The following is a 24,407-nucleotide window of genomic DNA, read 5'->3' on the forward strand; positions in this document are numbered from 1 at the left end:
TTCGCCATGACGCCGTGGGACGAGCTGCCGTGCGCCGTGGTGATCACGGCTGCAACGGGCCGCGTACTGGACGTCAACTCTGAGCTTCTGATCCTGGCGGGCGGCTCGCGCGAGAGCCGCATCGGTGCGTCGATCGAAGACCTGCTGCCGCCCGCCGGCCGCATCTTCTTGCAAACCCATGTGTGGCCGACCCTGCTGCGCGATGGGTGCATTCAGGAGATTCACCTGCAGCTGAGCTGCGCCGACCGCACGCGCGTGCCCGTGCTGTTGAATTGCAGGCTGGGTGCGCATCTGGGCCAGCCGGCGTACTACTGGACCCTGTTTGCCGCGCGAGATCGCCACCGCTTCGAGGCCGAACTGGTCGAGCAGCGCAATCTGGCGGAAGCGACGAATCGGGCACTCGTCGAGAGCCAGCGCTTCATCAAGGCCATCACGGACGCCATTCCAGGGCTGGTCGCCTACTGGGACAAGGATCTGCGCTGCCGCTTCGCCAACAAAGCGTACGAGGACTGGTTTGGACGGCGCCCCGATGAGTTGCTGGGTGTGTCGTTGAGAGACCTGCTGGGCGAGCATGTGTTCGGCTTGAATGCGGTCTACATCGAAGGCGCATTGGCGGGCCAGGAACAACAGTTTGAGCGCCAACTGACCAAAGCCGACGGCAGCATCGGACACACCTGGGCTCACTACATACCGGATCTCGTCAACGGGGAGGTTCGAGGCTTCTTCGCGACGGTCAGTGATGTCACCGCCCTCAAGTCGACGCAGCTCGCACTCGAAGAGGCGCAGAGACTGGGGCAGACCGGCAGTTGGAGCTGGCGTGTGGACGGCGACCTGGTCGCCTGGTCGCCGCAGATGTATGCCATCTTGGGCTGCGACCCGAAGGCGCCCGCCCCAAGCTTCGCAGAGCAAGCCAGCCTCTACGAAGCGCAGGACTACGCCAGGCTCGGCGAACAGGTGGGGCGCACGCTGCAGACCGGCGAGCCTTACACCTTGGAGCTTCGCTACCGTCAGCCCAGCGGCCAGGGCGGCTGGCTGGAGGCCCGCGGCGAAACCGTTCGCGGCATGTCGGGTCAGATCACCGGACTGCGAGGGACCGTCCAGGAAATCACGCAGCGCCGCGAACAGCAACTGGCGCTGGAACTGGCGCAAGACCGCTTGCAGGCGATGTACGAAACCACGCCGGCCATGCTGCATTCGATCGATGCCCAAGGCCGCTTGCTGCACGTCAGTGATGCCTGGCTGGCTTGCCTGGGCTACCGCCGCGACGAGGTGATCGGGCGGCCGTCCGCAGACTTTTTGACTGAAGAGTCCCGCATTCACTCGGGGCAAGAGGTGCTTCCTCGTTTCTTTGCGACCGGCCGCTGCGACGACGTGGCGTATCAGATGGTGACTCGGACGGGCGAGCTTGTGGACGTGCTGATGTCGGCCATCCTCGAGCGCGACGCGGACGGCCAACCGGTTCGCAGTCTGACCGTGGTGCAGAACGTGACGCTGCGTCGGCGTGCCGAGCGCGAGCTCGCCAAGGAACACGAGCGCCTGCGCAATCTGATCGAAGGCACGAACGCTGGCACCTGGGAGTGGAACGTTCAGACCGGAGAGGTGATCGTCAACTCGCGCTGGGCCACCATCCTGGGCTGGTCCGTCGAAGAGATCGGCGCTGTGACGAATCAGTTCCGCGCCGAGATTGCACACCCCGACGAACTGCCTCTGACGCGAAAGCTCTTGCGCGAGCATTTCAGGGGGAACAGTGACGCCTACGTGGCTGAGGTGCGCCTTCGCCACCGCGACGGTCATTGGATCTGGGTCGAGGACCGCGGGCGGCTGATCACGCGCACGGCAAACGGACGCCCGGAATGGGTATTCGGCATCCAGATCGACATCACCGAGCGCAAACGCCGCGACGAGGTCGTGCTGCGCCTCAGCGCAGAGTTGGCGGAACAGCATGAATTGATGCGGGTCACCTTGGAGTCCATTGGTGACGCGGTCATCACGACCGACGCCGCAGGCTTGATCAACTGGCTCAATCCCGTGGCCGAGCGGATGACGGGCTGGCTGTCCTCGGAGGCGCTGGGCCGGCCGCTGCTGCAGGTCTTTCAGATCCTCAATGAAGAGACCCGCGAACCCGCACCTGATCCGGTGGCCGCATGCATGGCCGAAGGCCGCATCGTCGGCTTGGCTCACCAGACGATCCTGATCTCGCGGGACAACACCGAGTACGGCATCCAAGACTCTGCCGCCCCCATCCTGAACGCGCAGGGAGAGATGCTGGGCGTCGTTCTGGTGTTCCATGACGTCAGCGAGCAGCGGCGCTTGAGCGGCGAGATGACCTATCGCGCCACCCACGACGCGCTGACCGGCTTGGTCAATCGGGCCGAGTTTGAGACTCGCATGCTGCGCACGCTGCGCCAAGCGCAGGAGAACGACAGCCATCACGCGCTGATGTACATCGATCTGGATCAGTTCAAACTGGTCAACGATGCCTGTGGCCATGCGATCGGCGATCAGCTGCTGCAACAGGTCAGCAAGCTGCTGGCCGATGCCGTGCGCACTCGCGACACCCTGGCGCGCCTCGGCGGTGATGAGTTCGCGATCATCCTGGAACACTGCACGATGGAGCAGGCGAATCGCGTCGCTCAAAAGATCTGCGACCGCATGGATGATTTCCGCTTCGTCCACGAGGACCGGCGCTTCCGCATTGGCACCAGCATCGGCCTCGTGCCTGTGGACAAGCGCTGGTCCAGCACCGCGGCCATCCAGCAGGCCGCGGACACCTCGTGCTACGCCGCCAAAGAAGCCGGTCGAAATCGAGTCCACGCCTGGTTCGACAGCGACGCCGCCATGCGCGCCAGGAGCCACGAAATCCAATGGACGTCCAGAATCGAAAGCGCGCTGGATGGCGATGGCTTCGAACTGTTCGCGCAACGCATCGAATGCCTGAAGGGGCAGGCGCAGGGCATTCACGCCGAGGTCCTGCTGCGCATGCGCAACGCAGATGGAACCCTGGTTCCGCCTGGCTCCTTCCTGCCTGCGGCCGAACGTTTTCATTTGGTCTCGCGGGTGGATCGTTGGGTGCTGAGCCGATCGGCCCATTGGCTGCGAAACCTGGCTTCACCCGAGCGCATCGAGAGCCTGAGCGTCAACCTTTCAGGCCAGTCGGTCGGGGACCGGGCCTTCCATGCCTGGGCCTGCGAACTGCTCGCCCAGCTGGGGCCCGCGGTCTGTTCCAAGCTGTGCCTTGAAATCACCGAGACCGTTGCAGTGACCAACCTCGCCGACGCGGCGGTCTTCATCGAGCAGGTCAGAGCAGCAGGGGTGAAGGTTTCGCTGGACGACTTTGGTGCGGGCGCCTCTTCGTTCGGCTATTTGAAGGCCTTGCCGGTGGACTACCTCAAGATCGACGGACAGTACATCCGCACTCTGGTCAGTGACCCGCTGAACGACGCTGCAGTTCGCTGCTTCATCGATGTCGCGCGGCTGATGGGCTTGAAGACCGTGGCCGAGTTCGTGGACAAGGCGGACGTGTTGGATCGCCTGCAGGCCATCGGGGTGGACTATGCGCAGGGCTATCTTCTGCACCAACCCGAGCCCATCAGCGGCTTGCTCGAAGCCAGGGCACAAGCAGTCACCTGAAGAACAAAGAATCGCTGCGCCACGCTCATAAAGCTCGTGGCGCGCCTGGCGAAGAACAAGGACTGATCGCAGCAGCCAGGGTTCTCGGGCACACCGAAACCGAAGGCCGGAGCAGGACCCGGAGGCATGCCTCAATTTTCTGGTCCTCACGCCGTCGAATCCATGCGCTGAGCCGAGCCCCTGACCACTCTTGCGCGGTCGACCGGCGCCAAGCTTGCGCAAGCCCGCCGGCCAATTCAGGCATCCAAAGCTCCGTTCGCGCCGCCTGAAGCGGGTTTCACACGGCACCCAACTGCACCTGGTTTCTTCCCAATTGCTTTGCTTTGTACAAGGCCGCGTCGGCTCGCGCGATCAATGCCTCGATGCCGCCTTGCTCGTCCAAGCTCGCAACTCCAAAGCTGCCTGTCTTGGCCCCCACCACCGGAAAGTCGTGCGCGGCAATGAGGGCACGCAGGTCTTCAGCAAGGACCATGGCGCCGTGCGAATTCGTCTCGCGACAAATGATCAAGAACTCCTCGCCACCCCAGCGCCCGACGACATCCACCGTGCGGGATCCCTTGGTCAGCACTTCCGCCATGGCCACAAGCACCAAGTCGCCCACCTGATGACCATGCGTGTCGTTGACCGACTTGAAGTGGTCCACATCCAGCAAGATGATGGACAGCTCGGAGCCATAGCGTTCATTCCGCAGCCCTTCCTCCTGCAGCACCCGATCGAGATGCAAGCGGTTTGAAAGCCCGGTCAGTCGGTCTGAGGTTGAGATCTTTTCAAGCAGCCGGTTTTGCTCGATCAGCTGTGCCTGTGTTTCCGCGTTGGCCAGCGCGACGGCCCCGTAGGCACACAGGGTCTTGAAAATGGACTTGTCGTGCTCGGCGAAAGCAGACCTGCGCTGGGATTGGAGGCACATGACACCGAGAAGCCGCTCGCCCACCAGCAGCGGCGCCGCCAGTCGTTCACCGAACAACTCGCCCGACTTTGATGTGCCTGACTGAGTGACCGCACTGCGTTCCTGGGCACAGCGCGCCGCCAATGCTGAAGCGTCGCCCCGATCGAGCTCATGCAGCGCCACGACCGCTCCGTAGTCATCGCCGAACACGCTCCGCATGGTGGAGCCGTCCGCAAGGAGCATATAGATCTCGAGGCCTTCTCCACCCAGCAAGGCTTGGACATGGGCATCCAAGGCCGCGTAGATGCCTTCGGCGATCAGATGGCCCGTGATGAATCGCCCCGCTGCGCTCAGCCGCTCTAGAGTTGCGTTATGCCGCTCAAGTGCTGCCGCACGTTCCGCATGGGCGGCACCCAACTGCCGCTGGTGCTCGCTCTCGGCCCGCGCCTTCTCGGTTTCGTGACTGATGTGCATGGCGTTGGCACGGCTGCTGGCCTCCTCGGTGTGGGTCTTCTCTCTCACCTCAATCGACTGCAAGGCGAGCTGGTAGGCACGCCCCGTGTCACCGACTTTGGCGTACTCGCGGGCCATCGCTTCAAAAAGGTCCCCGGGCGGGGTGTAGTTCTCGATGGCTGCGGCTTGCTCGAAGGCCTGCTGCAAGCAATGAAGCGAGGCGTTCTCCGCCGTCATGCCTGCCAGCGGCGCCACTGGATGGCACGCGTAGATCTCAGCCAGAACCCTCAAGGCCGCGATCTTGCGGATCGGATCGGCTGTGGCTCCGGCCACGGCCTCCACGACCGCCTCTAGGGCAGCTTCGGGCTCGCCCAGTTCCAGCAAGGCTTTGGCCTGCCCCCGCTTGGCCACGCCCAAAAGATCGTTCGCGTCCAGCGCGCCGGCACGTTGCTCAAGCAGCCGAAACTTCTCAAGTGCGCTTCTGTAGCGTTTGCGGTCCAGCTCGACGTCCGCCAAATAGTGCAAGGCGATGGCGTAGTTGCGCGATGCATGTAGGGGGCCCAGGAGGCTGAGCGCTTCTTGCAGCATGGCTGCGGCGGCGTCATAACGGTGCAGGCAACGTTGGGTTTCAGCGGTCTGCATGAGCGCGCCACCGACCCGTGCGGGCCAGCCACAGGCTCGGGCCAATTCAAGTCCACGCTGCATCCAATCAAGCGCAGCATGATGGTCGTTCAGATTCCCAAAGCTGCCGCCAATATTGGTGGCGGTGATGATGGCGCGCCTGAGCTGCCCCGTATCCAAGGCGATTGAATAAGCAAGCGACTTGTGACGGATCGACTCCACATGGTCACTGCGCAAGGATGCGACCAGGCCCTTGAAGTCCTCGATGGCCAACACGGCTGCCGGCTGCGGAATCTCCGCGAAGCGCGCCAGCTCTGCTTCCCAGATCTGCTGCGCAGTTGCGACATCCTTGAACGCAGCGTCTCGTGCCAAGGTGGCCTGCGCCACGACGAAACGCACGGGATCAAGCTCCCGGGCCGCGCCGGCCATGGCCTCCAGCGCTTCTCGCGCCGCCGCGCTCTGACCGCAGTCATACGCCAAGCAGGCCTGCAGCCACTTGGCGTCTGCAAAGCCGATCGAATCGACACAGCCATCGCTCTGACTGGAGAATTCCTGCAATGCAAGCGCGACCAGCGCTCGACTCCCGTCGAGGTCGTTGAACAACCATTTCGCTTCGGCCCGAAGCAAGAGCAGGCGACCCGAAACACGCGCCAAGGCAGCGCCTGTCAAGGCCGCTTCAGCCAGTGCGGACTCCGCTTCTTCAGCCAGCGCCAAGGCCCGGTGCGTGTCTCGCTGACGCAGCTGCCAGGCGAGATCCATCAGGCTTGGCAGGCGACTTGCGCCACTGGCCACAAGCACGCGAGCTTCCAGACGTGCCAGCGCCGCAGTCGTGACAAAAAATTCCTGTGGATCGTGCATTGGCGTTCTCCGATCACTAGGGTCCATCAGATGAGCAATGAGTCGCGGCTTGATATTCGCATGTCGCTCGCCAGTTGAACATTGCACCGCTCAACCTTTGAGAACTTCCGGTCAATCGCCGTCGACGAGGTCGCAAGCCACAAGAAAAGGCTCGTCAGTACCTCCAAGCCCCGATTGCTCGGCAAGCGCGCGATCTGCCTGAACATCCCCGACAACGACAAGTTCATGGAACCGGCCCTGATCCAGCTGCTGTAGGTCAAGGTCAACGGCTTTCTTCCTCAAGCCTAGTCAAGGCTCACATTCCGGCTGCTCGGCCAGAGCAAGACCTGACCCTCGCGCCAAGTTCACTCGGTGCCAGGAGCTAGGATGTGTGCACTTCCAAACAAATGGCGCGGGGGCAGCAGTTGATGTGGCATGGGGCAGAGTCATTTGCCAGGCGCGCCTGGATGCTGCTGTTCGCTGGCCTGTGGGTGGCTGGCGCATGCGCCAGCTCAGTGGCCGCCGGCGAGGCCACTTCGCCCGAGGTCGAGCGCGCAAGCGCCGAGCCGGCACAGGTTCGGGTCCAAGGCGATACCGTCTACTACACCGGCAACTGTTCCAAGACCAGCGCGGAGGCGCTTGAGGCTCGCCGGGGCGTGAACCTGGCGGAAGAGCTGTGCCGCTACGAGCTGAACTCCACGCGCTTCCGCCAGTACCTCATGCCACTCAGTGCCGACGAATGCCTGGCGCTGCTGAAGTGAACTGCACTTTCAATCCAGAAGGATGAGCCTCGTGAGCCCTGAAACCCCAAGCACGCCGCTCGTGCCGGAACAGCGCCTTCGTCGACTGGAAGACCCCGTCGGCGACTTTCCCTTCTACAACGGGGCGCCCACGGCGATCTCGACCCGGCAGTGGCTTTGGGTGCTGACAGCCGTTGTAGCGGGCTTTCTGGTCCTGGTGGCGCCGATCCACTGGCCTGGCGGCGCCTTGGGCGCCCTGATCCCGGCCCTGCTGTTTCCGCTGATCCCGCTGGCCGCGATGGCGCAGGTCGTGCCCGGGCACTGGAAGGCCATCTTCGGCAAGGTGGGCGGGCGCGAGCTGCGGCTGATGTGGGGCTTTGCCCTGCTCAATATCGTCGTCAGCATGGGCATAGGCGCCATCGTCAGCGCGCTGACGGACGTGACGTCCAACGCGGCCGCCCAGCTGTTGAGCCAGTCGGACACGGCCGAGCGCATCGGCTTCTTTGCCAAGACCTTGCCTCAGCTGTTCGGCGAAGAGCTGCTGACGCTGCTGCCCTTTCTGGCCTTGATGCAGCTGCTGACCCTGCGCTTCGGCTTTGGACGCAGACGCGCCCTGATCGCCGCCTGGCTGCTCTCGTCCATGCTCTTCGGCCTGATCCATCTGCCCACGTACGGATGGAACCTGGTCCAGTGCATCGTCGTGATCGGCTCGGCGCGCATGGTGCTGACCCTGCCCTGGATCTTGACCAAGAACATCTGGGTGTCGACCGGCGCGCACATCATCAACGACTGGCTGCTGTTCGGCGCCGGCCTGCTCGCCGCGAGCTTGATGGCCGCGGCTTGACGTGATGAGAGAGGGCCGGCACTAGGCACCCTGCCGGTACTGCCCCCGATAGCCCTGCGGCGTCAGCCCCGTGGTCTGCTTGAACATGCGGTGCAAGGCGGCTTCGGTGCTGAAGCCCAGGTCTTCGGCCAGGCGCTTCAGCGGCTCCGGCCCACGCGAGAGGCGCTCGGCCACCTGGCGTAGCTTCACACGGCGCAGCCAGCTGGCGGCGGGCAGGCCGGTGGCGGCTTGCACATGACGGCTCAGGGTGCGCGGTGAAAGGCTCAAGGCTGCGGCGGCGGCCGGCACGGTCAGCGCCACGGCCGGGGTGCGCTGGGCCCAGAGCAGCAGCTCGCGCAGCCAGGGTTCGCGCAGCGCCATCAGGCTGACCGCGGCAAAGGCCGGGTGGCGCTGGCGCGGCTGGGGCAGCATCAAGACCTCTTGCACCTCGCGCAGACTCTCAATCTCCATGCGGCGCGCCAGCTGATCCAGCATCAGGGCCAGGTAGCCATTGGCCCCGGCCGCAGTGACCGTGCTGTCGCTGTCCACCAAGGCCTCATCGAACTGCCAGTCCACCTGCGGGAACAGCGCTTGCAGATGCGGCGCCAGCCACCAGGTGGCCGTGGCCGCCAGGCCTTGGAGACGGCCGCTGGCGGCCAGCAAGGGCACGCCGGCGCAATAGCTCCAGAGCGCGCAGCGGGCAGGCAAGGCGTGCAGGGCGGCGACCTCGGCACGGCGGGCCTGCAGGGTCTGCTGCAAGCCTTCCAAGGAACTGACCCACAGGCCGGGCAGCAGCAGGGCATCAAGCTCATCCGCGCTGTCGACCAAGGCGCCCGCCGGTGTCAGCGCTGGCCCGCCCTCGCCTCCATTCACCGGCCGGCCATCCACCGTCAGCCAGCGCCAGCGCATCAGCTCCCGGCCGGCGCGCAGATTGGCCGCGCGCAGCAGATCGGCCACGGCGAACAAGCCGGCCGGCATGCAGCCCTCGAACAGCAGCAGGCCCAGGGTGAGAGGCGGGCTTGCGGCCGTGCGGCGAATTGAAGATGGCATGAATGGCTAATTTAATTTCCGATTCAGCCATTTTGCGGGCAGCCTGAAATTTCAACAATGGCGCCATCCCCTCTCACACCGGTCCACCATGAAGATCACCCAGCTCCGCAATGCCACCGTCGTGCTCGAGTTCCACAGCCAGGGTCAGGACATCACGCTCCTGGTCGACCCCATGCTGGCCGAAGCCGGCGCCCTGCCCGCCCTGCGCTACTTCGGCGGCCAGCGCCGCCGCAACCCGCTGGTGCCCTTGCCGCCCGGCAGCGAGGCCCTTTTGGGCCGCGTCAGCCACGGCCTGATCACGCATTGCCAACGGGGCCATTTCGACCATCTGGACCGCGCCGGCAAGCGCTGGCTGCGTGAGGCCGCCGTGCCCGTGCTGGCCATGCCGCGCGATACCGACCACCTGCGCCAGCGCGGCCTGCAGGTGCAAGCCCTGCAAGGCCCGGGCCGCCAGCCCCTGCTGCCCGCGCAACTCAGCGGCGCCTTCATCACACCGATTCCCTGCGTGCATGGCCGAGGGATTGCCGGCCTGCTGATGGAGCATGGCCACGGCTATCTGATCGAGGTGGCCGGCGAACCCAGCGTTTACCTGGCCGGCGACACGGTGATGTGCGAGCCGCTGCGCGATTGCCTGAGCACCTTGCGCCCCGATGTGGCCGTGCTGCCGGCCGGCGGCGCCCGCTTCGATCTGGGCGCCGAGATCCTGCTGACGCCCGAGGAGCTGATCGAGGCCGCCGCGCTGTGCCCGCAAACGCAGATCGTGGCCAACCATCTGGAGGCACTGGACCATTGCCCCGGCACGCGGGCGCGGGTCCGAGAGTTGGCGCGGGCTCGCGGGCTGGAGGATCGGGTCTGGGTGCCGGAGGATGGCGACACGCTGAGCTTCCAAGCCCGCGCCAGCGCAAGTGCGCGGCCGGTCAGTCCTTCAGGTACTTGTCGTAAATCGCCTGAAAGCGCCCCGATTCCTTCAGCTGCTTGAGGCCCTGGTTGAAGTCATCGCGGATGCGGGGGTCGCGGAAGACGGGGCGGTAGTCCTGCGGGTTCAGCCTGACGAAGGCGGTTTCGTCCACGGGCTGCAGCTCGGTGAAGCCCTCGCCTTTGAGCTGCAAGGTGAAGTACTTGAAGATGTTGCGGTCGCTGAGCACCACGTCGTAGCGGCCCAGCATCAGAGTCTTGACCTGGACCGACTGGTCGTTGATCTCGGTGTAGAGCCCGGCGCGGCGCACCGGCTCCAGCCACTCGGGATAACGCTTGATCGCACCGGCAAAGGACACCACGCTCAGCCCCTTCAGATCCGCAGGCGTGCTGATCTTGAGCTGGCGCCGGCTCAGGGTGATGAAGACGTTGTCGTAGAGCACGGCTGGGTCGGCGTAATGGCCGCCGGCGGAGCTCAGGTCCTGGCCGAGGTCGGTCATGGCGGCATCGACCGTGCCGTCGCGGAAGGACACCGGGATGCGAGCGAAGGGAAAGTACTGCGGCTTGAGCTGGTGCCCTTTGTAGGCCAGAGCACCGCGGATCACCTCCAACTCGATCCCCGAGTTGGTCTTGGGGAAGCAGAAGGGCGGGATCTTCTCGCCAAAGGCCATGCGCACGTCGGCCGCCTGAGCAGGGCCCGTGACCAGCACCAATGTCAAGAACACCGCGCGCAGGCCCCATCGAGCCCAGCTGCTGCAGCCACCCCCGCCCGAGCGTTTCAGCATCCTCATGGAGCTTGCCTCCCACCGTGGTTTGACTTGACACCTCGGTGGAAGGCTATCACGGCAACTCAGCTTCAGCCCGTCAGTGCGTCCTCTGAACGACGACGCGAGCGCGACCAGCCCAGAACGGCCGCCAGGCCCAGACCCAAGAGGGCAGCGCTGGCCGGCTCAGGCACCGGCTGGGCCTCAAAGGCCACCTCGCTGAGCATGGTGGCGGAGTCATAGCGCAGCACTTGCAGCTGCAGGCTGTCGCCGACAAAGCCGGGGCCGAGGTTCAGCACTGAAACGAACGGTGCATCGCCGGCCGGATCGACGATGTCGAAGGTCTGCGACTGGCCGCCTACCGTGACGATGAAACCGCGCGGCGTGGCGACATTGCCATAGCCATTGGCATCGTCATGCCAGATGGTCAGCTGGCTGAAGACCAGGGTTTCGCCAAAGTGGAAGGTGATGACCGGGTCCATCAAGGCCCAGCCGACATAGGGGCCGGTGCCGGCAAGGTTCTCGACCTGGTCCCAGCGCTCGGTGGCGATGACACCGTCGGTCAAGTCGCCCAGACCGCCGCTCAGGGGCGCGAAGTCGAGCTCGGTATCGCCGCTGCCCGTGTAGCTGCGGTCCCAGTAGTTGTAGCTGCCGCCGCTGGCAATGCCGTAGCCATTGGGCATGTCGTAAGAGGTGGGTGAGACCGGGGCGGCAATGGCGGCGGCCCCCGGCAGGGTCAAGGCGGCGGCGGCAGCCCCGCTGAGCAAGGAGCGAGAGAAAAAGTAGGCAAGACGGTTCATGGCGAACTCCTGGGTAAGGGGATCTGTAAGGTGATTTGCTTGAGAAAAACGAAGGCCGGCATACAGCCCACAGGCCCTGCCCGCCCTCACCCAGTCCTTACGCATTCCTTCGCCCACACCGGCCATGGCAGGCCCGACAAACTAGGGGTGCACCGCGCTCCAGCGCCGCAAGCTCAGCAGCACGAGCAACATCACCAGGCCTGTGCCCAGGCCCAGGCCCAGCAGCTGCGGGCTCAGCGCCCCGAAGCGGAAGATCTCACGCAGCGGCGCCAGCCAAAACACAGCGGCCAGCAGCGCGGCGGTGGCGGCCAGCACCTGCCAGAGCACGCGGTTGGGGCGCAGCAGGGCCTCGCGCCAGCGCCCGCCCAGGCTGCGGCTGGCCAGGATCAGGGCGATATTGCAGCTGACCAAGGCGACGAAAGCGGTGGCGCGCAAGGCCGCCTCGTCCAGGCCGCGCTGCAAGAGAAATGCGTACAAGCCGCCCACCACCGCCAGGATCAGCAAGCCTTGCGCCACGCTCCAGGCGATCAGCCGGCCCGAGAACAGCGGAGCGGCCGGGTCGCGAGGTGGCCGCGTCATGACATCGGCCTCTTCTTCCTCGGCCTCGAAGACGATGGAGCAGACCGGGTCGATCAGCAGCTCCAGAAAGGCGATGTGCACCGGCGAGAGCAGCAGCGGCCAGCCGAACAGCAGGGGCAGCAGGGACAGGCCGGCAATCGGCACATGGACGGCCAGCACAAAGGCCATGGCCTTGTGCAGGTTGTCGTAGATGCGCCGGCCCAGGCGCACCGCGCCGACGATGGCCGAGAACTGGTCGTCCAGCAGCACCAGGCTGGACGCTTCGCGGGCCACATCGGTGCCGCGCCCGCCCATGGCGATGCCGATATGGGCGGCCTTCAGCGAAGGCGCGTCATTGACGCCGTCGCCCGTCATGGCCACCACCTCGCCTTGGGCCTTCAAGGCCTCGACGATGCGCAGCTTCTGCTCCGGCTTGATGCGGGCGAACACACTGGCTTTGGCCAGGCGCTGGCTCAGCTCGACGTCGGACATGGCCGCCAGCTCGGCGCCGGTGATGGGCGCCTGCTCGGTGTTCAGGCCGGCCTGGGCGGCGATGGCGCGCGCCGTGGCCGGGTGGTCACCGGTGATCATGATGACGCGCAGGCCGGCGGCGCGGCACTGGGCAATCGCCTCGGGCACCTCGGGGCGCAGCGGGTCGGCAAAAGCCAACAGACCCAGGAACTGCAGCTCGAAGTCCTGCGGCCCGGCCGGCCAAGGGGCGGCGCGCAGCGGGGTGTCGGCCCGCGCCACGCCCAACACGCGCAGACCGCGCTCGGCCATGGCCTGCGTCTCGGCCGCCACCTGTGCGCGCTGCGCCTCGCTGAGGCCACACAGCGCCGCCACTGCCTCGGCAGCGCCCTTCACGGCCACGAGCGAACCGGCCATGCCTTCGCCCTGCCAGACATGGCTCATGGCGGGCAGCTCGGGGCTGAGCCCGTACTCGTGCACCAGGTTCCAGCCGGCATGGTGGCGCCCGGCGGGCAGCTGTACTTCGGCCAGGCCATGCAGGGCGCGCTCCATGGCGTCAACGGGCGCGATCTCGCTGGCCAGCAGGGCCACTTCGAGCAGGTCCAGCAAGGCCTCGGGCACCGGCTGGCCCTGCGCGCTGACCCAGCGAGCCGGGCTCTCGCCCAGGTGGGCCAGCTCGGCCACGGCCATTTCGTTGACGGTCAGGGTGCCGGTCTTGTCGCTGCACAGCACGGTGGCCGCGCCCAGGGTCTCGATGGTGGCGGCGCGCCGCGCCAGCACGCGCTGCTTGGACAGGCGCCAGGCGCCCATGGCCATGAACACCGTCAGGATCAGCAGGAACTCCTGCGGCAGCATGGACATGGCCAGGCTGATGCCGGCCAGCACGCCGCCCAGCCAGTCGCCTCGCAAGAGGCCGAAGAGCAAGAGCACCAGCACGCTCAAACTGAGGCCCAGGATGGAGAACAGGCGCACCAGGCGACGCGTCTGCTGGTTCAGCGGCGTGGGCGGGATCTCGATCTCGGCCAGCGAGCTGCCGATGCGGCCGATCTCGCTGCGCGGGCCGGTGGCCGTCACGCGCGCCCAGCCCTGGCCGCTGACAACCAGGGAGCCGCCGACCACGCGCGCCTGCTCGGCCGTGCCGCCCAGCCGCTTCTCCACCGCCACCGATTCGCCGCTGAGCAGGGACTCGTCGGTCTGCAGGTCATGGCTGCTCAACAGCTGCCCATCGGCCGCCACCCGGTCGCCTTCTTCCAGCAGCAGCAGGTCACCGCAGACGACCTCGCGGCCGGCGATGCGCAAGGTCTGCCCGCCGCGCCGCACCAGGGCGCGCGGGCTGGTCAGGTCGCGCAGGGCTTCCAGCACCTTGGCCGTGCGTTGCTCCTGGCTGACGCTGATGATGACCGTCAGCAGCACAAAAGCCAGCAGCATCAGCGCCTCGCCGCGGTTGCCCAGCAGCAGGTAGATGGCGCCGGCCGCCAGCAAGAGCTGCAGCATGGGCTCGCGGATCAGCTCGGCCAGGATGTGCCAGACCGTGCGGTGCTTGGGTGGGCTCAGCTCATTGGGCCCATCTTGGGCCAGCAGGCGGGCAGCCTCGGCCGGGCTCAGGCCGGCGTCCTGGCTGTCGGTTTTTTCCAGGTCGTCCGTTGCGGCTGCTTGGGGTGCATTCATGGTGACAGAGTATGGCCAGAGCCGTGACACAGGCATGTAGGAGAGCGCCGCGCTCGGCTTTACCGCGCCGCTTAAGAAAGCGCTAAGCCTGGGCGAGCAGCATGGATGCATTGAACGAGGAATGCACCATGTCCCACGCTCCGAATCCCCCAGCAAGCCGCCTCTGGCCCGCCGCCTTTTTCAGCCTGCTGGCAACGGCTTTGGCGCTGAGCCTGCCAGCAGCAGCCCGGGCCGCCACGCCGGCCGAATTGCTGGACGGCTATGTGGCCGCCGCCCGCGCGCCGGGCGACGCCCGCCGCGGCCAGGCTTTTTTCACCCAGCGCCATGGCGGCGAGTGGAGCTGCGCTTCCTGCCACCAGGCCCTGCCCACCCAGGCGGGCAAGCATGCCGGCACCGGCAAGGAGATCGGCGCCCTGGCCCCGGCCTTCAACCCACGCCGCTTCAGCGAGCCGGCCAAGGTGGAGAAGTGGTTCCGCCGCAATTGCAAAGACGTGTTGGAACGCGAGTGCAGCGCCGGCGAGAAGGCCGATGTGCTGGCCTGGCTGATGACGCTGAAGCCCTGAGCCCGGAGGCCCACCCATGAAGACCCGCTTTCTTTTTCTTTGCCTGGCCCTGGCGCCAGTGCTGAGCCCGGCCGACGAAGGCCGGCGCCTGAGCGTGCCGCTGCTGCCGGCCTACCAGCAGGAATGCGCGGCCTGCCACATTGCCTACCCGCCGGGCCTGTTGCCGGCGGCGTCCTGGCAGCGCATCAGTCAGAACTTGGCCAAACACTACGGCAGCGACGCCTCGCTGGACCCGGCCACGGTGGCCCAGCTGAGCCAGTGGCTGACGGCCCATGCCGGCAGCGGCGGAAAGCGCGCCCGCGAAGCACCGCCGGAAGACCGCATCACCCGCAGCGCCTGGTTCATCCGCGAACACGACGAGGTGCCCGCCGCCACCTGGAAGCGCGCCTCCATCAAGAGCGCCGCCAACTGTGCCGCCTGCCATGGCGGCGCCGAGCAAGGAGACTTCAATGAACACCGCATCCGCATTCCCAAGTGAGAGCACACCGGCTGGCACGCCGGCTCCGCAGCGCCGTGTCATCGACGCGCCGACCCGCGTGCTGCACTGGCTGCTGGCCCTGAGCTTCAGCGGCGCCTACCTGACGGCCGAGAGCGAGCGCTGGCATCTGGTTCACATCACCCTCGGCTATACCGCCCTGGGCGTGGTGCTGGCCCGCTTGCTCTGGGCCCTCGTCGGCCCGCGGCGCGTGCGCGCCTCGGTCTGGACGGGCAAGCTGCGCGCCCTGCCCCAGCAGGCCCGCGCCTGGCTGGAGGGCAAGGGCCAGGTGCAGGCCAGCTTCCAGGCCCTCAATGCCTTGCTGATCGTCGCCATGCTGGCCACCGTGCTGCTGAGTGCCTTCAGCGGCGTGGTGCTGGAGCAGGAATGGTGGGGCACGCTGCTGGAAGATGTGATGGAAGAAGCCCATGAGCTGACGGGCAATGTTGTGCTGCTGCTGGTGCTGGCCCACCTGGGCCTGGTACTAGGGGTCAGCCTGCTGCGGCGCCAGAACCTGGCCCTGCCCATGATCAGCGGCAAGACCCCCGGGCGCGGCCCAGACCTGGTGCAGCGCAATCTGCTGCCCCTGGGCTTGGCCATCGTCGCTCTGGTGCTGGCCTTCTGGGCCTGGCAGTGGCAGCAAGCGCCCGCCGCCAGCCCGGACGGCAGCACGCAGAGCAGCAGCCTGCGCAAAGAACGCGCCGGCCACGATTCGGACGATGACTGAAGCCGCCCGCCACACGGCCGCAAAATAGCCCCATGCGCATCCTTCTTGCCGAAGACGATCCCCTGCTTGGCGACGGCCTGCGCGCCGGCCTGGGCCAGCAGGGCTTTCAGGTCGACTGGGTGCGCGACGGCCTGGCCGCCAGCCGCGAACTGCGCAGCGAGGCCTACGCCGCCGCCGTGCTCGACCTGGGCCTGCCGCTGCGCGATGGTTTCGAGGTGCTGAGCGAGCTGCGCGCAGCCGGCGTCAAGGTGCCGGTGCTGGTGCTGACGGCCCGCGATGCCGTGCCCGAGCGCATCCGCGGCCTGGACCTGGGCGCGGACGACTATGTGCTCAAGCCGGTTGACCTGTTCGAGCTCGGCGCTCGCCTGCGCGCCCTGGTGCGGCGCGCCCATGGCCAGGCCCAGGAGCTGCTGCAGGCGCAGGACGTCTGCCTGGACCCGGGCGCGCGCACGGTCAGCCGCGCCGGCGAGCCGGTGCCGCTGTCGACCCGCGAGTTCGACCTGCTGCATGCCCTGATGCTGAGCGCCGGCCGCGTGCTCTCGCGCGAGCAGCTGGAGCAGCAGCTCTACGGCTGGGGTCAGGAGGTGGAGAGCAATGCCGTCGAAGTGCATGTCCACCACCTGCGCAAGAAGCTAGGCGCTGGCCTGATTCAAACCGTACGCGGTGTCGGTTATGTGCTGATGCGAACAGGGCCCGGCGCATGAAGACGCTGCACTGGCTGCCGCCCCGCTCACTGCAAGCCCGCCTGCTGGCCTTGGTGCTGAGCCTGGTGCTGCTGATCTGGGCGGCCGCCAGCGTCACTGTCTGGTTCGACGCGCGCCATGAACTCGACGAGCTGCTGGATGCCCACCTGGCCCAGGCGGCGGCCCTGCTGGTGGCGCAGCAGCCGCGGCTGCTGGGGCATGAGAGCGAAGATGACGAGAGCGATGGCGAGGGCGAGGCCGCGCTGGAAGAGGCCGCGCCCGAGCTGCACCGCTACGCGCCGCGCGTGGCCTTCCAGGTTTTCCACGAAGGCCGGCTGAGCCTGCGCTCGCGCAATGCGCCGCTGCAGCCCATGGTGGGCGAGGAGCAGGGCTTTCGCACCGGCCTGCGCTCGGTGCAGATCGCCGGTGAAACCTGGCGGGTGTTTGCCAGCCATGGTGCCGAACGCGATGTGCAGGTCTATGTGGCGGAGCAGCAGCGCTCGCGTGGCGAGATCCTGATGGCCTTGCTGCGCGGGGCTTTCGGCGCCCTGCTGCTGGCCCTGCCCTTGCTGGCGTCCACGGTCTGGTGGGCGGTGCGCCGCGGCACCCGGCCGCTGCGCGAACTCAGCCGCACGCTGGCGCAGCGCGCGCCGGACGCGCTGGAACCGGTGCAGCTGCGCGACACGCCCAGCGAGATGGAAGGCTTGCTGCTGGCCCTGAACCAGCTGCTGCAGCGCAGCCAGGCCATGATGGCGGCCGAGCGCCGCTTCACCGCCGACGCCGCCCATGAGCTGCGCACCCCGATTGCCGCCATCCGCGCCCAGGCGCAAGTGGCCCAAGGCGCCCTGCGCCAGCAGGACAGCGCGGGCCAAACGGCCGCCCTGCAAGCCACGCTGCAAGGCTGCGAGCGCGCCAGTCGCCTGGTCGAGCAGCTGCTCACCCTGGCCCGGCTGGAACATGAAGGACAGTGCCTGCTGCCGGGCCAGCCGGTTGACCTGGCCCTGCTGGCCCGCGAGGTGGCGGCCGAGCTGGCGCCGACGGCGCTGCAGCGCGGCCAGGACCTGAGCCTGGACTGCAGCGGCCCTTGCACGGTGCCGGGCAACCCCGCCCTGCTGGCCGTGCTGATCCGCAATCTGCTGGACAACGCCCTGCGCTACAGCCCCGACGGCGCCCGCATCGAGTTGCAGCTGCGCGGCGCGGCGGGCCAGGTCGAGCTGCAGCTGGCCGACAGCGGCGCCGGCCTGGACGAGGCCCAGCTCGCGCGTCTGGGAGAACGTTTTTTCCGCGCCTTGGGCAGCGCGCAGCCGGGCAGCGGCCTGGGCTGGTCTATCGTGCGCCGCATTGCCGAAGCGCACCGGGCCCGCATCAGCCTCGGCCGCAGCGCCGCGCTGGGCGGGCTGGAAGTGCGCGTCAGCTGGGCGGCGCCGGGCTGATCAAGCATGGCGCCGGCATCGGGCCGGCGCATAGAAACTCAGACGGTCGGGCGTTGACGGCGGCGAGTGGCGGCCAGGGCCAGCAAGGCCATGCCGCTGAGTGCCCAGCTGGCCGGCTCGGGCACGCTGTTGCCGAAGACCTGGACGTTGATGTCGCTGGCCTTGTCCCAGCCCATCTGGCAGCCAAGGCCGCCGCCGGTGCAGGCGAAGCCCTGGAAATCGGCCGTGCCGGGGGTGCTGCCCGGCAGGCCGAACTGGCGGAAGCGGCCGTCGGCGCCCGCCTGCGGGCTGCCGCTCAGGGCGGCATTCGAGGCATGGTTGTAGGCGCCCACGCTGTGGCCCAGGCCATCCATCTGCACGCCGAACTGCACCAGGGCGTCGGAGGCGAAATGCAGGGCCAGGTTGTCGAAATCAAGCTGATAGATGGCCAAGCGGCGCTCGTCGTCCTGGTAGCCGGCGCCGCCGAAATACTGAACGCGGGTGGCCGTGACCGTGACACCGTTGTTGCTGCTGGCCGTGTCGCCACCGGCCGCGACCGAGGCCTGGACGACGCGCTGCAGGCCGTCGGCATCGACATCGCCGACGTAGAGGGCGACCGATTTGTAGAAGTCACCCAGGAAGCTGGCCGAGGCGGAACCGACCACCCAGGTGCGGATCTTGTTGACGTTCCAACCGGTCAGCGAGCTGCCGAGCTTGAAGTCATCACCAGCGAACAGATGGTTGCTGCCGAAGTTGACGGCCTGGTTGCTGCGGTCGGCACCGGCGGCTTCGTTGATATGGGCCGTGGGCAAGCCGCGGTCGAACAGCAGGGTGGGGCTGGCTTGCGCTGCAGCGGCGCACAAGGCGCCCGTCAACAAGGCCAAAGGGGCGCGGGCATGGCGGGGCAGCTTCATGATGGGTACTTCACTCCTGTGTGCACAAAAACGGGCGGGCAAACGGGCGCCCAAATGGCACCGGGCGCAGGCCCACATCGCAGCATCGATGCCGGCCCCGCGAGCGTACCCGCTCGCACGCCCCGCGGCCCCCCTAGGACATGGGAAAACCCACCACTGTTCGCCCGATTGCAGCGGCCGGGCGCCGTTTGCGGGGTCAGGTCTTGCGGTCCACGCGCGGGCGAAGCTCGACCGTGGCCTTGAGCGTCAAGGGCACGCCCTTGCGCAGAGAACACACGCCCACCACCGAGCGCACATGGCGGCCGCAGGCCGGGCCGAACAGCTCCAGCAACAGATCGGACGCCCCGTCCAGCACTTCGGCATGGGCCTCGAACTCGGGCACGGTGTTGAGCGAACCCTGCAGCTCGACGAACTGGGCCACCTCGTCGAGCGAGCCCAGTTCGGCCCGCAGCGCCGCGATCAGCTCCAACGCGGCCGAGCGCGCGAAGGCATAGCCCTGCTCGGCGCTGAACTCGCGCCCCAACTTGCCCCGGGGCAAAACCCCGTCGACCGGCGACGGTGCCTTGCCCGACAGAAACAGCAAGGAGCCGCTGCGCAAGGCGGCGGCATAGCTGCCGGCGGGCGCGCTGCAGGGCGGCAAGACCAGGCCCAGCTGGGCGAGACGTTGTTCGGCGGTCATGGGTTTGATCTCGGCTGAGGGAGGGGTGAACAGGTGAACAGGTGAAGGGGTGAAGGGGCGGGCTCAATCGGCTGGGGTGTTGCCGGGGCTGCGCTTCAGCTCGCGCCAGGCGTCGGAGCCGATCCAGCGCGCGCTGGGCTCGGGGCGCTCGCGCAGTCGATTGGCCACATCCAGGGCCTGGGCTCGCAGCGCCGGGTCGCGCTTGCCGATCTGGCGCAAAGCCCAGCTGACCGACTTCTTGACGAAGTTGCGCGGGTCGGCCGCGGCGGCTTCGATCAAGGGGAACTGGGCGACGAAGGCGGCGTCCGCGTAGACCTTGCCATGCACGGCCAGCACCGCCAGCAGCGAAAACGCCGCCCGCTTGACGAACTCCGGCTCGGCCCCCGCCCAAGCCTCGATGCGCCCCCAGGCCAGCGGCGTGCGCCGAAAGGCGTTGAGGCAGGCCTGGTCGCAGACATCCCAGGCCTGCATGCCCTGGGCCCAGTGGTCCATCTCGGCCGCGCTCAGGCGCTCCGGATCGGCGAGCAGGGAGGCGAGGATTTGCGCATCCGGAATGCCGCTGTCCCAGAGCGCCAGCGCCAGCTCATGGTCGCGACCCAGCTCCTTGCCAAGCGCGCGCAAGGTGGGCACGGCCAGACCCAGGCGGCTAGCCCCCGTCAGCCCAAACCGCGCCATGCCGGCCAGCTGCTCGGGGCGCGCCTCGGCTTGCAAGCGGGACAAGGCGGATTGGAGGCGCTGAGCGAGCGTGGGGCGGGATGGTGAAGAGGGAACGAGGCGGAGCTGTGGCTTGGCGGGCGGCATGGCGGGTTGGGGTTCGCTGGCTGGCTGGAGCTCGATCATGCATGCGAACGCGGCGACTGCGTATCTGCCGAGCCGGGGTGCGGAAACATGAGGCGCTTGCGAGCCGGCTAGGCAGGCGGTGTTGCCATTTAAATAGGAACGCGTCTGACAAAGCACGCGGCGCCAACTCTGATTCGAACCCTTCGTTTAGACTTCCGAGGCCGTACAGCGTTATGACGAACTCGCATCGAGATGCAGCCTATATTGCGCCCAAATTCAAAGTTAGACATCAAATGCAAGACATTGAAATCACGTTGCAGGCCATAAAGAATTCACTCTGTCGCGAGGTAGATGTAGGGGGGCTCATCGCACGTAGCGAGACCGCGCACAAGTGGAAGGCTCCCTGGCGTTCGCTCTTGCTAAGGGAGACAGTTGCATGGAGGCTCCAAGATCTTCTGGAGCAGTCTCTTGCGCTTTCTAGGTCGGGTAGCCTACTAGGAGCTCGGATTCTGCTCCGATCCACTTTTGAGACCCTTGCCGTCTTGGTCTACCTCAATAGGTCCATGCGCAACGTTGTAGCTGGAACCTTAGAATTTCACGAGTTTTCCGTGAAGACAACTCGGCTACTTATCGGTTCGAGAGACGAATCGACCTCCCATGAGTCGATAAACATTCTCAACATTCTCTATGTAGCCAATAAGCGATATCCGGGTTTAAAGGATTGGTACACAGCGCTTTGCGAAAGTGCTCATCCGAACTACGAGGGAATGTTACTTGGGTACTCCACTTCCGATAGTCAAAGCCACGTGACGCGCTTTGAGAATAGATGGAACAGCCTCTTCGGCAAGTCACACCAGTCCGCATTGCAGGCTTGCCTTGATGTGTTCGTTGGCGAGTACAACGACGAATGGCCGGCAGCGCATGACGCATTGGAGCAATGGCTTGAGAAGAATGACGCGAAGCTTGAGGCAACAAAACCTAAAACGAATTGACTTCCAATCAATCTATTGAACGGGGCGTTTCACGCGTCCTATGGCCGCCTGAAACCGCCGTTCATTTCGAAGGCAAAGCAACCTGAATGGCTTCACTTGCAGAGATCTATGCGCTGATCGCGGACCAAACCGGCGCATCACCAGACAAGATGCGGCCGGACGAAGACATTGGTTTGAAGTATGGGATCGACGGAGATGACTTTGAAGATCTCATGGAGTCCTTTGGCGAGAAGTTCAAGGTCGATCTGTCGACGTACAAGTGGTACTTCCATCGCGGTGACGAAGGCGTCCTGAATCTCGGAGGACTTTTGTTCTCACCTCCCAATCGGCGCGTCGTTCGCATTCCAGTGACCCCGTCCATGCTGCTCGGTGCGGCACGCATGGGTAGCTGGAACCTGGACTATCCGAGCCATACGCTTCCTTCGAGACGCTACGACTTGCTGTTCAACCAATTCCTCCTTGCGGCAATTGCTGCTGGCATTCTTGTCATATGGATTTCGCGGGTGGCTGATGCCTAAGTTGGGCCAGGTACTTCGCACCGTTTCACGCTCCAATAGCAAGACCTGACACTTCAAGGTCTCACTCCTCACCCCATTTCGCCCATGAGCACCATCAAGCTGTCACAAGAAGCCCATGCCCTTCCTCTTCCGTGGAGGTCCAAGGTCCTCGGCCAAGCGGCTGGCGCCAACATCAAGGTTCTGCGCATGGATGCCTCCGCGTATCCAAATGAAGTGCATGACTTTGTCGAAGCCCTGCTCGTGGTCGAAGGCCAGATGAACCTGGAGATCTACGGCAAGACTGTTTGCGTTCAGGCCGGCGAGGTTTTCATGGTTCCCGCTGGAACACCACACGCCGTCGCCGCAGGAAGCCAAGGAACGCTGGTCATCATCGACCAGTGACGCCCCTGGATTTTTCCGTTCCATTGATTGATCAGCCCCCTGACCTCGGTCTCACCCTCTCATCCACCGGAGCCACCCATGAAAATCACCGTCTCCACCCTCGTCCCCGCCCCCTTGCCCGAGGTCTGGCTCGCCTACACCACGCCGGAGGACATCAAGGTCTGGAATACGGCCTCGCCGGATTGGCACACGACGGCGGCCACGGTGGACCTGCGGCCGGGTGGCAAGTTCTCTTCGCGCATGGAGGCCAAGGACGGTTCCTTCGGTTTCGACTTCGCGGGGGAGTACACGCAGGTCGTTCCGCACCAGCGGATCGAGTACATGTTTGGCGACCGCGGCGGTATCGTTGAGTTCAAAGAGAGCGCCGCGGGCATCCACGTAACGGTCACTTTTGACGGCGAAGCCACCCACTCGGAAGAACAACAGCGCTCGGGCTGGCAGGCGATCCTGGACAACTTTGCGTGCCATGTGAAGGGCAAAGTCGCCAGCGAGTAGGCATCAATCGTGGGCCCTTACCGGCCCGCATGTCTTAGCGTTCGCCGGCCAATGAGCGCCGACCAACTCCCTGACACCCCGCATGAAAAGCATCGCACTGATCGCTTTGGCCCTGTTCGAATTTGTTGCCCTCGCGCACGCCCAGGAGCCAGAACGCCGGCCACCGGCGGGCATGGTGGGCGTGGTGCGCATGCCCAGCCTCTTCGGCGCAGACCCGTGCGATCGTTCTCCGTCCAAAGCCGTCCCCCTGTATGCCGCGCCCCGGGCAAATGCGCCCATCGGCACGATAGAGGTGACCCGCCCCGCGCAGCTTGAACAGGACGGGGGATGCCGCGAGCGAAGGGTGGGGCTGCGAATGCGTGACGGCAAGTCGGCACCAAGCTTGGCGACGATCGAGATCGAATACGAGCTGCCTGCCGCCATCGCCCTCGCCAAATCAGGCCCGTGGTGCCAGCTGCTTCTGCACTCGGGAACCGCCTGGATCCACGAGGAATGCGAAGCGGGCTTCATCTCGATCGAAGCGCTCTTGGCCGACAAGCCGCTCTACCTGCTGGAGGGCGCCATCGATCAGGCCCGCAGCCAGCCAGGCGGCTCAGGTGCCATGCCTTCGGGCCTGCAAGCCACCGCTCGCAAGCACGGCCAGCAGCCTCTGTCGGCCCGCTTGCTGGGCCACCGCAGCGTGGGTGGGCACACCTGGCTGCACTTGGCCGCGAGCTGGGTCAATGACTGCGAACGCAGTCCGTCACCGCAGGAGGTGTTCGAGCTTTGGTTGCCTTTGCGTGATGCCAGCGGGCGGCCGCAGGTCTGGTTCCATGCGCGTGGCTGCTAAAGCGCCTGCCGGTAACGCTGCCCTCTGAAGCGCAGCACCAGCTCGCGCGGGTGGATGTGTTCGAGCACATGGTCAGGGCCGAGCTTGGCGCCTTCGCGCAGGACCTCGCCGTTGGCGATCACAAACCGGCTGGCCGGGTCTTCGGAGTAGACGGAACCGCTGATCGCCAGTTTGGGCAGTTCGCGGCGAATGCTTTCGGGCAGCTCGGCCAGGCGCGGGATGGGCGCCGCCTCCACTGCGGCCGTGCCCGCGGGAGCAGCAGCAGCGGCCGGCGGCTTGGCCGGAACGATAGGCGGCGGGGCGATGAGCGGCACTGTAGAAACCGCCGCTGGAGCGGGCGACGACGCCAACGCTGCGGGTGCGGCAGAGATCGCAGCTTGAGGCGGCACTTGAGGCAGCGGCCTTGGTATCGCTTCGGCACGGCCCTGCGGCGCCGCGGACTCGACTTGCCGCAACGGTGGCATAAGGGGCGGCTCCGCCGGGCTTCTGGCCCACCAGCTGCCCGCGCCCACGCCAGCCAACACCAACAAGACGCCGCCACCGGCCCAGGGCCACCAGCGGTGTGGGCTGACAGCAGCACCAGCCGCTGCAGCACCGCCCGCGGATGACTGGGCGTGCAAGCCCGGCACGTGGCCGCGCTCACGTTCGCGGTCGGCTTCGGCACGGCGCAAGGCGTCGAGGATGTAGGACATGGCGGCTCGGTTGATCGGTCTGTTTTTCGGTCGGTCGGTCTGTCTGTCTGTCGG

Annotated in this window: 23 protein-coding genes; 14 read left to right on the forward strand and 9 right to left on the reverse strand. The window is 66.2% G+C overall.

All coding sequences use genetic code 11. The features are described from left to right. Positions 1-6: 6 nt before the first annotated feature. Positions 7-3,630, forward strand: a complete 3,624-nt coding sequence (locus LNV23_RS05920; protein WP_263562128.1) for a bifunctional diguanylate cyclase/phosphodiesterase — start codon at positions 7-9, stop codon at positions 3,628-3,630. Positions 3,631-3,907: 277 nt separating this feature from the next. Here the strand turns inward: LNV23_RS05920 and LNV23_RS05925 are convergent, their stop codons facing one another. Then, positions 3,908-6,193 carry a GGDEF domain-containing protein gene (locus tag LNV23_RS05925; RefSeq protein WP_263562129.1) on the reverse strand — a complete coding sequence of 762 codons (2,286 nt, stop codon included), beginning with the start codon at positions 6,191-6,193 and terminating at the stop codon, positions 3,908-3,910. 701 nt (positions 6,194-6,894) lie between these two features. Between LNV23_RS05925 and LNV23_RS05930 the strand changes: the two genes are divergently transcribed. Together LNV23_RS05930 and LNV23_RS05935 are read left to right on the forward strand one after the other, a co-directional pair. Then, positions 6,895-7,188 (forward strand): hypothetical protein, encoded by a 294-nt coding sequence (locus LNV23_RS05930; RefSeq protein ID WP_263562130.1) that lies wholly within the window; start codon positions 6,895-6,897, stop codon positions 7,186-7,188. A gap of 31 nt (positions 7,189-7,219) precedes the next feature. Continuing rightward, positions 7,220-8,011, forward strand: a complete 792-nt coding sequence (locus LNV23_RS05935; RefSeq protein WP_263562131.1) for a CPBP family intramembrane glutamic endopeptidase — start codon at positions 7,220-7,222, stop codon at positions 8,009-8,011. Between the two features lie 21 nt (positions 8,012-8,032). Here the strand turns inward: LNV23_RS05935 and LNV23_RS05940 are convergent, their stop codons facing one another. Beyond that, positions 8,033-9,040 (reverse strand): GlxA family transcriptional regulator, encoded by a 1,008-nt coding sequence (locus LNV23_RS05940; protein WP_263562132.1) that lies wholly within the window; start codon positions 9,038-9,040, stop codon positions 8,033-8,035. An 88-nt stretch (positions 9,041-9,128) separates the two neighbouring features. Between LNV23_RS05940 and LNV23_RS05945 the strand changes: the two genes are divergently transcribed. After that, complete coding sequence (locus tag LNV23_RS05945) at positions 9,129-10,019, forward strand: MBL fold metallo-hydrolase (protein ID WP_263562133.1); 891 nt, start codon at positions 9,129-9,131, stop codon at positions 10,017-10,019. Here the strand turns inward: LNV23_RS05945 and LNV23_RS05950 are convergent. From LNV23_RS05950 to LNV23_RS05960, 3 genes are all read right to left on the reverse strand, one after another. Continuing rightward, positions 9,958-10,746: a substrate-binding periplasmic protein gene (locus LNV23_RS05950; RefSeq protein ID WP_263562134.1), complete on the reverse strand. Its 789-nt coding sequence runs from the start codon at positions 10,744-10,746 to the stop codon at positions 9,958-9,960. The genes LNV23_RS05945 and LNV23_RS05950 overlap by 62 nt on opposite strands. 65 nt (positions 10,747-10,811) lie before the next feature. Then, on the reverse strand, positions 10,812-11,519 hold the full coding sequence (locus tag LNV23_RS05955; RefSeq protein WP_263562135.1) for a PEP-CTERM sorting domain-containing protein: 708 nt from the start codon (positions 11,517-11,519) through the stop codon (positions 10,812-10,814). Positions 11,520-11,660: 141 nt separating this feature from the next. Beyond that, a complete protein-coding gene (locus LNV23_RS05960; RefSeq protein ID WP_263562136.1) occupies positions 11,661-14,213 on the reverse strand; it encodes a cation-translocating P-type ATPase in 2,553 nt (850 codons plus the stop codon). 128 nt (positions 14,214-14,341) lie between these two features. Between LNV23_RS05960 and LNV23_RS05965 the strand changes: the two genes are divergently transcribed. The 5 genes from LNV23_RS05965 to LNV23_RS05985 are packed head-to-tail and all read left to right on the forward strand — an operon-like array spanning position 14,342 to position 18,094. After that, a complete protein-coding gene (locus LNV23_RS05965) occupies positions 14,342-14,776 on the forward strand; it encodes a DUF1924 domain-containing protein (RefSeq protein ID WP_263562137.1) in 435 nt (144 codons plus the stop codon). A 16-nt stretch (positions 14,777-14,792) separates the two neighbouring features. Further along, positions 14,793-15,254 carry a diheme cytochrome c gene (locus LNV23_RS05970; protein ID WP_263515869.1) on the forward strand — a complete coding sequence of 154 codons (462 nt, stop codon included), beginning with the start codon at positions 14,793-14,795 and terminating at the stop codon, positions 15,252-15,254. Then, positions 15,226-15,978 (forward strand): cytochrome b/b6 domain-containing protein, encoded by a 753-nt coding sequence (locus LNV23_RS05975; protein WP_263562138.1) that lies wholly within the window; start codon positions 15,226-15,228, stop codon positions 15,976-15,978. Before LNV23_RS05970 ends, LNV23_RS05975 begins: the two co-directional genes overlap by 29 nt. A 32-nt stretch (positions 15,979-16,010) precedes the next feature. Further along, entirely contained in the window at positions 16,011-16,682 is a 672-nt protein-coding gene (locus LNV23_RS05980) for a winged helix-turn-helix domain-containing protein (RefSeq protein ID WP_263515871.1), read from the forward strand. Continuing rightward, positions 16,679-18,094, forward strand: coding sequence for an ATP-binding protein (locus LNV23_RS05985; RefSeq protein ID WP_263562139.1), 1,416 nt, complete (start codon positions 16,679-16,681; stop codon positions 18,092-18,094). Before LNV23_RS05980 ends, LNV23_RS05985 begins: the two co-directional genes overlap by 4 nt. Before the next feature lie 38 nt (positions 18,095-18,132). On the opposite strand, the gene LNV23_RS05990 is transcribed toward LNV23_RS05985, so the two are convergent. The 3 genes from LNV23_RS05990 to LNV23_RS06000 form a co-directional block, all read right to left on the reverse strand. Further along, the gene (locus tag LNV23_RS05990; RefSeq protein ID WP_263562140.1) at positions 18,133-18,987 is read right to left on the reverse strand and encodes a PEP-CTERM sorting domain-containing protein; all 855 of its coding nucleotides are present in this window, start codon (positions 18,985-18,987) and stop codon (positions 18,133-18,135) included. A gap of 196 nt (positions 18,988-19,183) precedes the next feature. Further along, positions 19,184-19,666 carry a RidA family protein gene (locus LNV23_RS05995; RefSeq protein ID WP_263562141.1) on the reverse strand — a complete coding sequence of 161 codons (483 nt, stop codon included), beginning with the start codon at positions 19,664-19,666 and terminating at the stop codon, positions 19,184-19,186. 63 nt (positions 19,667-19,729) lie between these two features. Then, positions 19,730-20,386 carry a DNA alkylation repair protein gene (locus LNV23_RS06000; RefSeq protein ID WP_263562142.1) on the reverse strand — a complete coding sequence of 219 codons (657 nt, stop codon included), beginning with the start codon at positions 20,384-20,386 and terminating at the stop codon, positions 19,730-19,732. A 623-nt stretch (positions 20,387-21,009) separates the two neighbouring features. On the opposite strand from LNV23_RS06000, the gene LNV23_RS06005 reads away from it, so the two are divergent. From LNV23_RS06005 to LNV23_RS06025, 5 genes are all read left to right on the forward strand, one after another. After that, positions 21,010-21,438 carry a hypothetical protein gene (locus tag LNV23_RS06005; RefSeq protein WP_263562143.1) on the forward strand — a complete coding sequence of 143 codons (429 nt, stop codon included), beginning with the start codon at positions 21,010-21,012 and terminating at the stop codon, positions 21,436-21,438. Between the two features lie 86 nt (positions 21,439-21,524). Beyond that, complete coding sequence (locus LNV23_RS06010; protein ID WP_263562144.1) at positions 21,525-21,956, forward strand: DUF1493 family protein; 432 nt, start codon at positions 21,525-21,527, stop codon at positions 21,954-21,956. Positions 21,957-22,040: 84 nt separating this feature from the next. Beyond that, complete coding sequence (locus LNV23_RS06015) at positions 22,041-22,337, forward strand: cupin domain-containing protein (protein WP_263562145.1); 297 nt, start codon at positions 22,041-22,043, stop codon at positions 22,335-22,337. Positions 22,338-22,415: 78 nt separating this feature from the next. Further along, positions 22,416-22,832, forward strand: a complete 417-nt coding sequence (locus LNV23_RS06020; RefSeq protein ID WP_263562146.1) for an SRPBCC domain-containing protein — start codon at positions 22,416-22,418, stop codon at positions 22,830-22,832. A 355-nt stretch (positions 22,833-23,187) separates the two neighbouring features. Next, positions 23,188-23,661, forward strand: coding sequence for a hypothetical protein (locus LNV23_RS06025; protein WP_263562147.1), 474 nt, complete (start codon positions 23,188-23,190; stop codon positions 23,659-23,661). On the opposite strand, the gene LNV23_RS06030 is transcribed toward LNV23_RS06025, so the two are convergent. Then, the gene (locus tag LNV23_RS06030) at positions 23,658-24,353 is read right to left on the reverse strand and encodes a general secretion pathway protein GspB (protein ID WP_263562148.1); all 696 of its coding nucleotides are present in this window, start codon (positions 24,351-24,353) and stop codon (positions 23,658-23,660) included. The genes LNV23_RS06025 and LNV23_RS06030 overlap by 4 nt on opposite strands. Positions 24,354-24,407 lie beyond the last annotated feature (54 nt).

This window comes from Kinneretia sp. DJ1R-11, from assembly GCF_025717595.1.
Taxonomy (GTDB): domain Bacteria; phylum Pseudomonadota; class Gammaproteobacteria; order Burkholderiales; family Burkholderiaceae_C; genus Paucibacter_A.